This is a genomic window from Aureimonas sp. CAS (genome assembly GCF_059838215.1).
This window is the reverse complement of the sequence record NZ_CM187563.1, coordinates 2,305,494-2,319,792: the sequence shown is the minus strand read 5'-3', so window position 1 is coordinate 2,319,792 and position 14,299 is coordinate 2,305,494. Positions and strand designations below refer to the sequence as shown.

The 14,299-nt window shown below is 69.5% G+C and carries 12 protein-coding genes and 1 other RNA gene; 7 read left to right on the top strand and 6 right to left on the bottom strand.

Annotation, left to right across the window (positions count from 1 at the left end; translation table 11 throughout):
• The first annotated feature begins 81 nt into the window (after positions 1-81).
• From AC6R2M_RS11240 to AC6R2M_RS11225, 4 genes are all read left to right on the top strand, one after another.
• Positions 82-762 (top strand): DapH/DapD/GlmU-related protein, encoded by a 681-nt coding sequence (locus AC6R2M_RS11240; RefSeq protein ID WP_500482152.1) that lies wholly within the window; start codon positions 82-84, stop codon positions 760-762.
• Positions 759-1,565, top strand: coding sequence for a PhzF family phenazine biosynthesis protein (locus tag AC6R2M_RS11235; protein WP_500482150.1), 807 nt, complete (start codon positions 759-761; stop codon positions 1,563-1,565). The genes AC6R2M_RS11240 and AC6R2M_RS11235 overlap by 4 nt, the downstream gene beginning before the upstream one ends.
• Positions 1,566-1,726: 161 nt before the next feature.
• Entirely contained in the window at positions 1,727-3,139 is a 1,413-nt protein-coding gene (locus AC6R2M_RS11230) for a protoporphyrinogen/coproporphyrinogen oxidase (protein WP_500482148.1), read from the top strand.
• Positions 3,140-3,213: 74 nt separating this feature from the next.
• Positions 3,214-3,345, top strand: a complete 132-nt coding sequence (locus AC6R2M_RS11225) for a hypothetical protein (RefSeq protein ID WP_500482146.1) — start codon at positions 3,214-3,216, stop codon at positions 3,343-3,345.
• Here the strand turns inward: AC6R2M_RS11225 and AC6R2M_RS11220 are convergent.
• Both AC6R2M_RS11220 and AC6R2M_RS11215 read right to left on the bottom strand, forming a co-directional pair.
• A complete protein-coding gene (locus tag AC6R2M_RS11220; protein ID WP_500482144.1) occupies positions 3,324-4,232 on the bottom strand; it encodes an alpha/beta fold hydrolase in 909 nt (302 codons plus the stop codon). The two genes, AC6R2M_RS11225 and AC6R2M_RS11220, sit on opposite strands and share 22 nt — an antisense overlap.
• A gap of 8 nt (positions 4,233-4,240) precedes the next feature.
• Positions 4,241-7,021, bottom strand: a complete 2,781-nt coding sequence (locus tag AC6R2M_RS11215) for an ATP-dependent helicase (protein WP_500482142.1) — start codon at positions 7,019-7,021, stop codon at positions 4,241-4,243.
• A gap of 272 nt (positions 7,022-7,293) precedes the next feature.
• Between AC6R2M_RS11215 and AC6R2M_RS11210 the strand changes: the two genes are divergently transcribed.
• On the top strand, positions 7,294-11,028 hold the full coding sequence (locus AC6R2M_RS11210) for an AsmA family protein (protein ID WP_500482140.1): 3,735 nt from the start codon (positions 7,294-7,296) through the stop codon (positions 11,026-11,028).
• Here AC6R2M_RS11210 and AC6R2M_RS11205 read toward each other — a convergent pair.
• The 4 genes from AC6R2M_RS11205 to ssrA all read right to left on the bottom strand — a co-directional run bounded on the left by AC6R2M_RS11205 (position 10,977) and on the right by ssrA (position 12,587).
• The gene (locus AC6R2M_RS11205) at positions 10,977-11,240 is read right to left on the bottom strand and encodes a ribbon-helix-helix domain-containing protein (protein ID WP_500482138.1); all 264 of its coding nucleotides are present in this window, start codon (positions 11,238-11,240) and stop codon (positions 10,977-10,979) included. The genes AC6R2M_RS11210 and AC6R2M_RS11205 overlap by 52 nt on opposite strands.
• Positions 11,237-11,443 (bottom strand): DUF4169 family protein, encoded by a 207-nt coding sequence (locus tag AC6R2M_RS11200; RefSeq protein ID WP_500482136.1) that lies wholly within the window; start codon positions 11,441-11,443, stop codon positions 11,237-11,239. The genes AC6R2M_RS11205 and AC6R2M_RS11200 overlap by 4 nt, the downstream gene beginning before the upstream one ends.
• A 7-nt stretch (positions 11,444-11,450) precedes the next feature.
• A complete protein-coding gene (locus AC6R2M_RS11195; RefSeq protein WP_500482134.1) occupies positions 11,451-12,059 on the bottom strand; it encodes an SspB family protein in 609 nt (202 codons plus the stop codon).
• 170 nt (positions 12,060-12,229) lie between these two features.
• Positions 12,230-12,587, bottom strand: a transfer-messenger RNA (tmRNA) gene (gene ssrA / locus AC6R2M_RS11190).
• Positions 12,588-12,854: 267 nt separating this feature from the next.
• On the opposite strand from ssrA, the gene AC6R2M_RS11185 reads away from it, so the two are divergent.
• Both AC6R2M_RS11185 and AC6R2M_RS11180 read left to right on the top strand, forming a co-directional pair.
• On the top strand, positions 12,855-13,649 hold the full coding sequence (locus AC6R2M_RS11185) for a thymidylate synthase (RefSeq protein ID WP_500482132.1): 795 nt from the start codon (positions 12,855-12,857) through the stop codon (positions 13,647-13,649).
• Between the two features lie 5 nt (positions 13,650-13,654).
• Positions 13,655-14,206, top strand: a complete 552-nt coding sequence (locus AC6R2M_RS11180; protein ID WP_500482130.1) for a dihydrofolate reductase — start codon at positions 13,655-13,657, stop codon at positions 14,204-14,206.
• Positions 14,207-14,299: the final 93 nt, after the last annotated feature.

The window sequence follows — 14,299 nt, the reverse complement described above, 5'->3', positions numbered from 1 at the left end:
CCTGATGGGACGTGCGATACAGGATCGCGATTGCGGTGGCAAAGCGGCCGATCGGGCAGCCGAAAGCGGAGACGAGGGGCGATGGCGCGGCGCGACTTCCTGTCGAAGGACGGCGACGATCTGCGCTTTCGCCAGGGCGAGCCGCGCGTCCATCCGAGCGCCGAGCTGAAAGACTGCCGCCTCGGCCGCTTCGTCGAGATCGGGCCGCGCGTGGCGCTGCGCGAAACGGTCGTGGGCGACTATTCCTACATGGAACGGGGCGGGGAGGCCGCCTACGCGACCATCGGCAGATTCTGTTCGATCGCCGCGAACGTGCGCCTCAACGCGCTCGCCCATCCGATGGAGCGGGTGACGACGCACAAGATCAGCTACCGGCCGAACGAATATTTCCGCTTCCTCGGCGTGGACGCCGGAACGCGCGAGGAGCGCCGGGCCGCGAAGGTCTCGATCGGCAACGACGTCTGGATCGGGCACGGCGCCATCCTCATGCCCGGGATCGCCATCGGGCACGGTGCGGTGATCGGGGCGGGCGCGGTCGTCACCCGCGACGTCGCCCCCTATGCGGTCGTCGCGGGCTCGCCGGCCCGCAAGCTGCGCGACCGCTTCTCCAGGGAGATCGCGGAGCGCCTGATCGCGCTCGCCTGGTGGGACTGGCCGGAGGAACGCCTGTTCGAGGCGATCCCCGACATGCAGTCCCTCGCCATCGAAGCCTTTCTGGACAAGTGGGAAGGCGCCGCGCCGGCGCAGACGGAGAGAACATGACCAGACTGCCGATCTATCAGGTCGATGCCTTCGCCGACCGACTGTTCGCGGGCAATCCCGCCGCCGTCGTGCCGCTTACGGAGTGGCTTCCCGACGAGACGCTGCTGGCGATCGCGGCGGAGAACAATCTGTCCGAGACGGCCTTTCTGCTGGCCGTCGAGCCCGGCATCTGGGAGCTGCGCTGGTTCACGCCGACGAGCGAGGTGCCGCTCTGCGGACATGCGACGCTGGCCTCCGCCTTCGTGCTCGCCGAATGCCTCGGCGAAAGCGCCGAAACTCTGCGCTTCCGCACCCGCTTCTCCGGCGAACTCACCGTCTCGCGCCAGGCTGGCCTCTACCGGATGCGCCTGCCGCGCCGCCGGTTCAGCCCCGTCGCGGGCGACGAGACCGTGACCCGGGCGCTCGGGGTCGAGCCGGTCGCCTCCTATCTCGTCCCGGTGCCGGGCGACGAGATCCTGATGGTCGTACTGCCGCGCTGGGAGGACGTCCGCGATTTGTCCCCCGACATCGCGGCCATCGCTCGCCTCTCCTGGCGCAGCGTCCTCGTCACCGCCGAGGGCGGGCCCGACTGCGACTTCGTCTCGCGCTACTTCGCGCCGAAGTTCGGGATCGACGAAGATCCGGTGACCGGATCGGCGCATTGCTCGCTCGCGCCCCTTTGGGCGCTGGAGTACGCGAAGACGTCCCTCGTCGGCCGGCAGATGTCCGCGCGGGGCGGGACGATCCTGTGCGAGGTGGAGGACGAGACGGTCGTGGTCTCCGGCCGCGGCGCACTCTATCTCGAAGGCACGATCCGCATCTGACGCGTCTCGGGATGTCCCTGGCGTCAATCTCTCCTTCACCCTTCGGAGAATTTCCACCTGACGTTCATGTGAACGCAGCCCTCGTCGTCGGATGATCGATGGACCGCCCGGATGGAAAGGGCGGCTTTGGCCATCGTGGCGCAGGCGTAGGGTTGTTGAACATGGAGAGGCGTCCGGTCGCGATCCTGGGGGCGGGCCTTGCCGGGCTGACCGCCGCCGTCGAGCTGAAGCGGCTCGGCATTCCGGTCGTCGTCTTCGAGGCGGGCGCCTCGGCGGGCGGCATGGCGGCGTCCTACAAGGACGCCGCGGGCTTCTCCTACGACTACGGCGCGCACTTCATCTCGAACCGGCTGGCCTCGGCGCTCGGTGGGCTCGACCGCTGCACCACCGTGCGCCGCTACGGGGAGTGCGTCGCGGTCGGGCAGCAGATCTTCGCGCATCCCTTCGGCCTGCTGCGCCATCCGCGTTACGTCGCGAGCGCCATGCGCCAGCGCATGCGGCGCGGTCCCGTGCATTCCGCCGCCGACCATTTCGCCTCGTCCTACGGGCCGGCCCTGGCGAGCGAGGTCGCCATTCCCATCGCCGAGGCCTGGTCCGGCGCGCGCGCTGACGAACTGGCGCCGGCGGTCGGCGAGAAGTTCGGCGCCGGCATCCTGAAGTCGCTGTATCTGTCCGCTGCGGGACGCGTCACGCGGCGCGCGGTCTGCAACGGCTACACGCGCGAGATGCCCGAGAGCGCACAGGTCTGGCACGTCTACCCGCAGGGCGGGCTCGCGACGCTGCTCGATCCGATGATCCGCGAACTCGGCGAAGCGGTGCATTTGCGCTCGCCGGTCGAGAGGATCCTCGTCGAAGGCCCGCGCGTGACCGCCGTGCGCGTGAAGGGCGAGACGATCCCGGTCTCTGCCGCGATCTCGACCGCGCCCGTCAACCTGCTCCCGAAGATCGTGGAGGGGACGAGCGCGCTCGACCATCTCTCCGCCTTCCGCTACCGGCCGATGGTCTTCGTGAACCTGCGCTTCGAGGGCCGGGGCTTTCTGCCGAACACGATGCTCTGGGTGCCGGACCGCTCGCAGCCCTTCTTCCGGCTGACCGAGGCGCCGATCTCGATGCCCTGGCTGGCCCCGGAGGGAAAGACGCTCATCACCTTCGATCTCGGCTGCGAGGTCGGCGACGACATCTGGACCATGGACGAGGCGCGGCTCGAGGCCCTTTGCCTCACGGGACTGCGCAAGCTCCTGCCGGAAGCGGCGGAGCGTTGCCTTGGTATCGCTGGCGCTGTTCGCACGCCCTTCGCCTACCCCGTGTTCCTTCGCGCCTACGAGGAAGCGAGACGGAACTGGGCGCACGGCACGGGCGTCGACGGCCTCTGGAGCGTCGGCCGTAACGGCGAGTTCGCGCACATCCTGATGGAGGACGTCTATTGGCGGACCAAGCGCCGGGTCGCCGAAGTGGCAGCCTATCGCGACGGCGCGCTCGCCCTGCACAAGCTCGCCCGCGAGAGGGCGGAAAGCCGGGACGGTTTCCTGGTGGAGGCGGGCGTGCCGACGGACGCCGCCCTCTCCGCCGCCTGACCGACGGGCGGTTCCGCCTTCGAACCGCCACGACGGGCGAGCATCAGCGGCGAGACCTGTTCGGAGCGCTGCGCATGAAACCGACCCTCGCCCTCCTTTTGGCCGCCTTCGTTCTGGCCGGCTGCGCGGAGATCAACAAGCCGATCACGCCCGACGACGACTGGCGCGAGCGCGGCACGCGCGACTATTCGATGCCCCGCTTCTGAACTCTTTTCGCCGCCTCGATGCGGTCGAGATGCGCGCTGGCGGCCGCCAGGAACGCGTCGGGGCGCTCCAGTTGCGCCCAATGGCCGCAATCGGGGACGAGGACGAGCGTCGCGTCACGCATTCGGCGCGCGGCCTCGATCGAGCCGGACGGCGGCACGAGCGGATCGTCCTCGCCGTGGAAGAAGAGCGTCGGAACCGCGATCGCGGAGACCTCGTCCGTCAGGTCGTTGAGCATCGCCCGCCGGCCGAGCGTCGCCTGATTGTATCGGGCATAGGCGATGCCGGCCTTCGGATGGCTCGCTTCCTCCCTGTAGGTCTCGACCATGCCCGCCGGCAGCGCGTCGAGATCCTTGACCATCCGGCGCAGGACGGCCGTCGAGGCGCGGTTGCCCGCGCGGATCGTCGGCAGCAGGATCGCGTCCGGCAGGCGTGCCGTCAGCCAGGCCGCGAACTGGGCGGCCCGGTTGCGCAGGATCGGCACCAGCCCGCCCGGCGCGACGAGCACGAGACCTTCGACCGTTTCGGGGTGGCGCAGAGCGAGGTTCAGCGCGACGTCCCCGCCCATCGAGACGCCGAAGATCACGGCCCGCGCGATCGCGAGCCGGTCCATCACCTCGGCGACGATGTCGGCCATCGCCTTCGACGAGCCGAGAGGTTCGGCATCGATGCTTCCCCCGAAGCCGGGCAGATCGACCGCGACGAGGTCGGCGCGCGCCGACAGCGCCTCCATCGCGAGCGGCCAGGAGATGCGGGAGCAGTCGCTGCCGCCGCCATGGACGAAGACGATCGCCGTGCCGCCGCTGGTGCCGTTCGTCAGAATCTGCAGCCGCCCCGCCGAGGTCCCGACGAGGCGGGTCGAGAAGGGACGGGCGGTTCGGTCCGGCATCGGGCTCCTCAGATCGGCTGAACGTATCCGTCGAGAACGCGTTTCTGGCCGGCCTTGTCGAAATCGACGGTGAGCTTGTTGCCCTCTACCATCGACACCGTGCCGTTGCCGAACTTCATGTGAAAGACACGGTCGCCGAGGGCGAAGCGACTCTCCTCGTCGACGACGGACTTGGCCACGAGTTCGCCCGCGATCTCGCGGGGGCCACCGCCCTTGGCCGAGGAATAGAGCCCGGCGCCCTTGCGCGGCGGCTCGTTGCGTCCCCGCCCGTGATTGGCGGAATAGGGCTCGGCGAGGCGCCCGGCGAAGCCCGAACTGTCGAAGACCGACGGCTCCTCGCGCATCGCGCCCCCGCCGGGACCGCCGTCGCGGGAGATGTAGCGGTCCGCCTTGGAGGCCGCGTCCGAGCGCCGCCCGCGAAGATTCGCGCCGGTCGCGCCCCCGTCGTCGTAGCGCACGGTCCGGTCCTTGTGGGCGAAGTCGCCGCCCATGCCGGAGGCGGCCTGCGCCCGGCGCCAGCCCGGGGTCTGGTAGGACTGCGTCGAAAAGCTCTGCGCGTCCCAGCGCGAGGCGCCGTAGCCGCCATAGGAGCCGTGCGAGGAGCCTTCGATCACCTCGACATGCGCTTCGGGCAACTCGTCCAGGAAGCGTGAGGGGATCGTGGACTGCCAGAGCCCGTGGATGCGGCGGTTGGAGACGAAGAAGAGCTTGGCGCGGCGCTTGGCGCGCGTGATGCCGACATAGGCGAGGCGGCGCTCCTCCTCCAGCCCCGAGCGGCCGCCCTCGTCGAGCGAGCGCTGGTGCGGGAACAGCCCTTCCTCCCAACCGGGCAGGAAGACCGTCTCGAACTCCAGGCCCTTGGCCGAATGCAGCGTCATCAGCGTGACGGCGTCGAGCTCGGCGTTCTGCTCGGCGTCCATCACGAGCGCGACGTGTTCGAGGAAGGAGGGCAGGCTGTCGTAGTCGTCCATCGAGCGGACGAGTTCCTTCAGATTCTCCAGCCGCCCCGGCGCCTCGGCCGACCGGTCCGCCTGCCACATGCCGGTGTAGCCGCTCTCGTCGAGGATCATCTCGGCGAGATCGGTGTGGCGCATGGTCGAGAGGTTTTCGGACCAGCGCGCGAAATTGGCGACGACTTCGGCGAGCGCGGCGCGGGGCTTGGGCTTGAACTCGTCGGTGCGCACGAGTTCGGCCGCCGCCGCCAGGAGCGGCACGCCGCGCAGCCTGGCGAACTCGCGCAGGGACCGGATGGACGTGTCGCCCAGCCCGCGCTTGGGCGTGTTGACGATGCGCTCGAAGGCCAGATCGTCGGCCGGCTGGCACACGCAGCGCATGTAGGCGAGGGCATCGCGGATTTCGAGCCGCTCGTAGAAGCGCGGCCCGCCGATGACGCGATAGTTCAGGCCGAGCGTGACGAAGCGGTCCTCGAACTCGCGCATCTGGAAGGAGGCGCGAACGAGGATCGCCATGTCGTTGAGGGCATGGCCCTTGCGCTGGAGCTGCTCGATCTCCTCCCCGACCGCGCGGGCCTCCTCTTCCGAATCCCAGGCGGCGGTGACGGTGACCTTCTCGTCGTCCGGGTCCGAGCGCTCGGTGAAGAGCGTCTTGCCGAGCCGGTCCTCGTTGTGGGCGATTAGATGACCCGCCGCGCCGAGGATGTGGGCGGTGGAGCGGTAGTTGTTCTCCAGCCGGATGACGACCGAACCGGGGAAGTCCTTCTCGAAGCGCAGGATGTTGTCCACCTCGGCCCCGCGCCAGCCATAGATCGACTGGTCGTCGTCGCCGACGCAACAGATGTTGATGGTGCTCTTCTCGCTCACGCCGTCGCCGCTGCGCGGCTCGCTCCGCGAGGGCGCGCCACGGGGCGCGACGGCCGTTCGGCCCTGCCCCGCTTCGCGGGGAAGGGCGCCCGCCGAATGTTCGCTGTAGCCCGCCACAGGCGCGCCTCCCTGCGGCCGCTGCGCCAACAGCCGCAGCCAGAGATACTGGGCGACGTTTGTGTCCTGATACTCGTCGACGAGGATGTAGCGGAAGCGCCGATGATAGTCGGCGAGGATCTCGGCATTGTCCGAGAGGATGCGGATCGGATGGAGAAGAAGGTCGCCGAAGTCGGCGGCATTCAGCTGCAGCAGCCGGTCCTGATAGGCGCGATAGAGCAGGCGGCCCTTGCCGTTGGCGAAGGCGCGCGAATCACCCTCGGGAATGCGGTCCGGCGTCAGGCCCTTGTTCTTCCAGCCGTCCATCAACTGAGCGAAGGCGCGCGCGGGCCAGCGCTTGTCGTCGATGTTCTCGGCCTGGATCAGCTGCTTGATCAGCCGCATCTGGTCGTCGGTGTCGAGGATCGTGAAGTTGGGCTTCAACCCGACGATCTCGGCGTGCCGGCGCAGGATCTTCACGCCGATCGAGTGGAAGGTGCCGAGCCAGGGCATGCCCTCGACCTGCTCGCCGACGAGAAGCCCGATGCGGTCGCGCATCTCGCGCGCGGCCTTGTTGGTGAAGGTCACGGCCAGGATCTGGCTCGGGAAGGCGCGCTTGGTCGCGAGGATATGGGCGATGCGCGTGGTCAGAACGCGCGTCTTGCCCGTTCCCGCACCCGCGAGCACGAGGACGGGGCCCTCGGTCGTCTCCACGGCGCGCCGCTGCTCGGGGTTGAGGCCTGAGAGATAGTCGGCCTGCGCTTCGGCGCGCGGCGGACCACCCCGCGCGGCGAGCGCGCGCTGGGTGAGCGAGAGCTTTTGCGCAGGTGCCTCGGACATGGGCTCGGCCTGCGAATCTGCGCGGTCGGTCATGGGCGGTATCTAGGCGCTTTGGCCGCCCCGCGCCACAAGCCCCGGCCCGGATGCCATCGCTTGCGTGTATCGGCCGCATGCCGACCCGTATGCGAAGGGGCCTCCGGGCAGGCCGGTCTCCCGCTTCTTCGCCTGGAAGCGGACTCTTTCGCCGAAGGCGCGGCGCGTCCCTCGACAAAGCGGGAGCGTTCTGGCGTAACCTCCGGCGTGACAAGGATTTCGGCGGGCCCTCCGTGGGCTCCGGGGACGCAGGACGGAAAGGGGGCGCCGGGGTGAGATCGTTCATCGTCCTCGGCGGTCTGCTCGTCCTACTTCTGTCGGCCGTCCTCATCGCTCCGCTCTTCGTCGACTGGACCGCCTTCCGGTCCGATTTCGAGCGCGAGGCGAGCCGCATCCTCGGCCAGCCCGTGCGGGTGACGGGCGAGGCCGAAGCACGGCTGCTGCCCTTCCCGTCGGTGACCTTCACCGACGTCGTCGTCGGCGAGCCGGACGCCGAGCCGATGATGACGCTCGAACGCTTCCGCATGGACGCCGAGCTCGCGCCCTATCTCTCCGGCGAAATCCGCATCTTCCAGATGACGCTCGACGCCCCGCACCTGCGCGTGGCGATGGACGAGGCCGGCGAGCAGCGAATTCTCTCGCTCGGCGATGTCGGCGGCTCGACCGTCGTCCTGGAGAATGTCGTCGTGACCGACGGGCGTGTCTCGCTCCAGAGCCGCGAGAGGAGCCGGTCGCGGGAGTTTACCGGCATCGACGCGGTCCTCTCGGCGCAGACCCTGAGCGGACCCTTCGCAGGCACCGGCCGGCTGAACGCCGCGGGAGAGGCGCTCGGCTTCTCGCTCTCCTCCGGTCGCATCGAGGCCGACGGCCGCTGGCCCTTCCGTCTGACGCTCGGCTCCGACCGACTGGCGCTGGATGCGACGCTCGACGGCCAGACGATCCTGGGCGACGCGCAGTCGGATTTCGACGGCCGGTTCGAACTCGTCACGCGCCCGACCGGAGAGGGGGAATCGACGCCGGAGGCGGCGCTGCCGCCTGTCCGCCTGACCAGCGATCTCGCCCTGACGCGGCGCGAAGCGCGCTTCGCGACGCTGCGCGCCGAGATCGGCCCGGCCGAGCGGCCCTATGTCCTCACCGGCGAGGGCCGGCTCGACATCGCGGACATCCCCCATTTCGACCTGACGCTGCGCGGCGAGCAGATCGACGTGGACAGGCTGGCCGGCGAGCCGGAGGCGCAGAGCGCGGGGCTCGGCTTCGCCGAGCGGGCCGAGGCCGTGCGGGCGACGCTGGCCGCCATCCCGCGCATCGAGATTCCCGGTCGCGTCGCACTCACGCTGCCGATCGTCACCGCCGGCGACACCACCATCCGCGACCTCTCGTTCTCCGGCTCGCCCTCCGGCGATGGATGGACGATCTCCGACCTGCGCGCCGAACTGCCGGGACGCACCCTCGTCGAGGCCTCGGGGCTTCTGGAGGTCTACGAGCGTTTCGCCTTCGACGGCCGCTTGCTCGTCGCGGCGCGCGAACCCGCCCGTTTCGCGACCTGGCTGGCGGGCGAAGCGCCGCCGCAGATCGCCTCGATCGGTCGGGCCGGTTTCGAAGCGCGGGCTCGGCTGTCCGACGAGGCCCAGATCCTCGAAGAGCTCGAGGTCGATGTCGGCGGCCAGCGCCTTCTCGGCCGCCTGGAGCGGGCCGGCGAGCCCGGCGCACGGTCCGTCTCCGTCGATCTGGCGGGCGAAGCGGTCGATCTCGACGCCTTCCTCTCCTTCGGCCGGCTCTTCGTCGACGCGGGCGCGATCCTCGAACCGCTCGACGCGCTGGACGTGCGGTTCGAGGCCGGACCCGTCGCCTATGACGGGCTGGCCGCCGACGCGCTCAGCCTCGATTTCGGCTATTTCGACGACCTTCTCGATCTTCGCGGCCTCATCGCCGAAGGCCTCGAGGGCGCCGACATCGAAGCGCGCGGAACGGTGGCACAGCTCTTCACGGTCCCCGAACCGGACATTGCCGCGGAGGTCTCGGCCCCTGCGCCCGCTCGCCTGATCGAGACGCTCGCGCAACGCTGGCCGGGCCGGATCGGGCCGGCCCTCGTCGCGGTCGCGCGCGATGCGGGCGCGGTTCGCGCCTCCGTCTCGGCCGCAACGCCGCTGGAGGCCGATGCACCCGCCATCCGCCTGACGGCGGAGGGGACGGCCGGAGGCACGTCGTTCGAGCTCGAATCGGCCTTCGAGAACGGGCTGGCGGCGATCGACGACCTCGCGCGCTTCGCGGCGGAGGCTCGTCTCTCCAGCGACGACCCGGCCGAGATGCTGCGCCAGTTCGGCCTTGCCGGCCTCGATCTCGGTCTTCCCGCGCCGCTGACGGTCTCCGCCACCCTTTCGGGCGAGGAGGGCGCGCCGATCCGTCTTTCCGCCAGCGCCGCCGCGCCCGGCTCAACCCTCGAAGCGGACGGGACCTTGCAGACGGACGGCGGCGGCTGGGGCGCCGCACTCGACGTCTCGACGCGAAGCGAGGACGCCGCGCCCTGGCTGACGGCGGCCGGCGCGGCCTTCGGGCAGGGTTTCGACGGCCTGCCCGCCGATCTTCGCGGGAAGCTCGTCGTCGCGTCCGACGGGAACTGGACATTGGAGGAGGCGCGCGGATCGCTCGCGCAGGCCGACATCGCGTCCTCCCTCGCGTCGCGGGACGGACGCATCGAGGGCACGGTCGAGATGGGCGCTCTTTCGCTGCCCTGGCTCGCGACGCTCGTCTACGGCGTCTCGCCGGATCTGCCGGCCGGGACCGGTCTGTGGCCCGAGCAGATCTTCGCCGAACCGCTTCTGCCGGCGGGCGGCTTCTCCGTCGCGCTGACGGCCGGCCGCCTCGATCTGGGTGCGGAGCATGCGCTCGAAGACGTCGAGGCGCGTCTCGATGCCGGGCCGTCGAACCTCGACATCACCGGGCTGACCGCGCGGCTCGGCTCGGGGCTTCTCTCCGGCGGCGGCGCGATGGCGAATGCCGGCGGCTTCGGAAGCTTGCGCCTCGACCTGTCGCTGGAAGACGCGAACCTCGATGGCGGCGATGCCCCCGTCGGCGGACGGCTATCCGGGAGCCTGGCGCTGGAGGCCAGTGGACGCAGCTTCGCCGAGCTTGCGGGCTCGGCGACCGGGCAGGGGCGCGCGCTCCTGGCCGATGCGGTTCTGAACGGGGTCGGGCGCGATCGGCTTCAGGGGATTCTCGATACGGTCGACGAGACGGAGGAGCCGATCGAACCGGACGCCGTCGCCGAGATCGTCGCACGGGCGGACGAGGGCGCGCGCTACGAGCTCGGGGATGTCGAGACGGCGGTCACGGTGGCGCTGGGTGTGGCGCGCACCGGGCCGGTCTCGGTCGATGTCGGGGGCGAGCGGGTTTCGGCCGACCTCGCGGTCGACCTTCGAACCGGATCGGTCAGCGGCGCGCTCGGACTGGCCTTCACCCCGCAGGATGACGAGGCCATCCCCGACAGCCGACCCGAGATCGCCTACCGGCTCGACCCGGAAGGGGGCTGGGTCCTGTCGAGCGTCGAGCCGCTGGCGTCCTATCTCTCGCTGCGGGCCTATCGGCGCGAGCAGGAGCGGCTGGAAGCTCTGCGCGAGGAGCTGCGCGAGACGGTCCGGCTGCGCCGCGAGGCGCGCTTCTATCGCTGGCGGCAGGCCGAGCGCGAGCGTGTCGAGGCCGAGCGTCTGGCCGCCGAGGAGGAACGGCGGCGGATCGAGGCGGAAGAGGCGGCGGCCCGCGAAAGGGAGGCGGCCGAGCGCGCGGCGGCCGAACGGGAGGCGCAGGAAAGGGCCGCGCGCGAAGCGCGCGAGCGCGCCGAGGCTGCGGCGGCTGCCGCCGCGCGCGCCGCTGAAGAGGCGGCCCGAGCCCAGCCCGCCCCCGCAGCGCCGCTCGACTTCGGCCTGCCGCCGGCAGGGACGCCCCAGAACGGGGGCTATCAGGGACTGCCGGGCGTCACGCCGTTGCCGTCCCCCTTGCCGTCTTTCTGATCGGCGCGCGCCAGCGCCTGCCGCAGCACGAAGACCCGGATGGCGGAGGAGAGGTTCTGGCCGTCCACGCGGCCCGCGTCGATCGAGGCGATGAGCGCAGCGACGGGCCGCTCCTGCGCGGCCGCGATCGACTGGAGTTCGGTCCAGAAATCGTCCTCGATGCTGATCGAGGTCTGGTGTCCGCGGATCGAGATCGATCGTTTGACGATCATCCGCCCGTCGCGTCGTCCTCGCCGCCGGTCTTGACGATCCAAGAGCCGTCGAGCGCGGCGAGAATGCGCGCGCGCTCCGACCCGGCCTTCGCCTTCTGGCCCTTCGTCAGGCCGAAACGCGTGCGGTTCTCGGCCGCTTCACGCTCCGCCGCCTCGCGGGCGAGGCGCTTTCTCGTCTGGCGAAGATTGACGATCTCGGCCACGCGGCGATCAGGTCTTCTTGCGGAAGGCGTCCAGCGAGACGACCTCGGCGGATTTGTCGCCGGCCGGCTTCTCGGCGGCCGGCTTGGCGTCCGGCGCTTCGTCGCCCTGGGGCTGTGCCTCGGTCTCGGCCTTCTTGCCCGATGCTTTCGCCGGCACCTTGGCGGGCACGACGGCGGCGGGCTTGGCCGGAACGGGCGCGAGCGCCACCGGCGCGTTCTCGGCCGCCGGCGTCTCCTCGCCCGAATTCGCCGCCTCGACCTCGCGCACGTCGAACTCCAGCTCGAAGTTCACCGCCGGATCGTAGAAGCCGCGAATGGCCGCGAAGGGCACGAGCAGGCGCTCCGGGATGTCCGAGAAGGACAGGCCGATCTCGAAGGAATTGTCGTTGACCGAGAGGTCCCAGTACTGGTGCTGGATGACGATGGTCATCAGCTCGGGATACTTCTCGCGCAGCCGCGTCGACAGCCGGACGCCCGGCGCCGACGTCAGGAAGGTGATGAAGAAATGGTGCTCGCCCGGCAGCCCGGTCTTCACCACTTCGGACAATACCTTCCGGATGACGCCGCGAAGCGCGTCCTGCGCCAGAATGTCGTACCGGATGAGATCCTGACCCATGCGTACCCAGTCTTCGCCCGATGGCGATCCTCGCGAGAGGCAGGGCGCGAGCGGCGCGCCTTGCCTCGGCGTTCCCACGGCCGACGCCGGCGAACGGATCGAGGATCCTTGTCCCGCCAGTCATAGCCGGTCGGGCGGGCGCGTGTGAAGGGGATCGGAGAAGCAAATGAAGTGGAGGCTTCTGTTGCCAGGTGCCTCCGGACCCCGCCTGAGAGTGCGAACCCCCAGGGCTTGATTTGAAGCTATCGCACCGCTTTACGCGGCGAGACGTGCTTCCGCATAGTTGTCGTTGGCAACTACTTTTTCAGCCCGATAACGGTGGTACCATGCCGAGCGAAAGTACGATCTTTACACCCTCGTCGATCCTATTTCGCCCCCGCCTCAAACCACCGATGAAGGTGGGTTCAGGTGGAGGCGCCGGGTACCGCCCCCGGGTCCGAATGGCTTATTTCATCGTCCGTTTATCGCCATAGCCGGGCGAACCCGGCACGACGGAATATAGGGGAAGACCGGCGAAATCGGAAGGGGTGGCGGCGCAGCTTCCTCTTCCAGAAGGGAGAATATCCGGGCAGGGGCGAGTGGTTTTCGCCCGCGGCCCGTGCGCCGATCCGCGAAGGCCGACTTTCCACAGGATCGTATATCGGTTAGGTCTCTGATTTCACGGACATTGTCGGTTCCCGAACCCCAAGCGCAATCGGCTGTGCCTGCTGCGCTCTCGACATCGGCACCTTGGAGCGGAAGATTCGCGAGCTCCCGATGTCCGAGCGATCGGGCTTCCCAGCCCGGAGGCGACCCATGCGGCAGTATCTCGACCTTCTCTCGAAGGTGCTTCACGACGGAACGGATCGCGGCGACCGGACCGGAACCGGAACGCGCTCCGTGTTCGGCCATCAGATGCGCTTTGATCTGGCGGACGGCTTCCCGCTCGTCACGACGAAGAAGCTGCACATCCGCTCCATCGTGCACGAACTGCTCTGGTTCCTGATGGGCGACACGAACATCGCCTATCTGAAGGCCAACGGCGTGCGCATCTGGGACGAGTGGGCGGATGCCGATGGCAATCTCGGTCCGGTCTACGGATCGCAATGGCGGTCCTGGCCGACGCGTGATGGACAGGGCATCGATCAGATCGCCAATGTCGTCGAGGCGATCCGCAAGACGCCGAATTCGCGCCGGCTGATCGTCTCGGCCTGGAACCCCGAACTGGTGGACGAAATGGCGCTGCCGCCCTGCCACTGCCTGTTCCAGTTCTACGTCGCGAACGGCCGGCTGTCCTGCCAGCTTTACCAGCGCTCGGCCGACATCTTCCTCGGCGTGCCCTTCAACATCGCCTCCTACGCCCTGCTCACGTCCATGGTGGCGCAGGTCTGCGATCTGGAGCCGGGCGAGTTCATCCATACGCTGGGCGACGCGCATCTCTACCACAACCATTTCGAGCAGGCCCGCCTGCAGCTGACGCGCGAGCCCCTGCCTCTGCCGCGCCTCAAGCTGAACCCGGAGGTGAGGGACCTCTTCGCCTTCCGCTTCGAGGACATCGCAGTCGTGGGCTACGAGGCGCACGACACCATCCGCGCGCCGATCGCGGTCTGAGCGTCATGTTCGAGCACGAAGGCCGCCGCTTCACCCTCGTCGCCGTCGTCGCGGCCGCGCGAAACGGCGTCATCGGCCGGGACGGGGGGATGCCCTGGACGCTGAAGGCCGATCTGAAACGTTACCGAGCGCTGACCCTCGGGCGCCCGATGATCATGGGACGCAAGACGCTCGTCTCCATCGGCCGCCTTCTGGATGGACGCGACACCATCGTCCTCACCCGCTCGGGCGAGACGCCGATCGAGGGCGCTCATGTGGCGCGTGACGCGGACGCGGCCCTGAGGGTGGCCGCCGAACGGGCAGCGGAACGAGGAACGGACGAGATCGCGATCGTCGGGGGCGCGGAAATCTATCGCCTGTTTCTCGATCGGACCGACCGCATCGAAATGACGCGGATCGACGCCGAGCCGGAGGGAGACACGGTCTTCCCGGCGCTCGATGCTGACGAATGGGTCTCGCAGGATAAGGGCACGATGGAACGCGGCCCGGCCGACACGGCCGACGCACGCTTCATCACATTGTCGCGAAGCAACGCAGGCGGTCCGGCGCAAGCATAGATGCGCCCGCCTCGGGGTTAAGGCCGCGCCACCGCGCGCCGCGACGATAAGGAAGCGTCGACCAACAGTCCTTCCGACGGCCGAAAGCCCCGT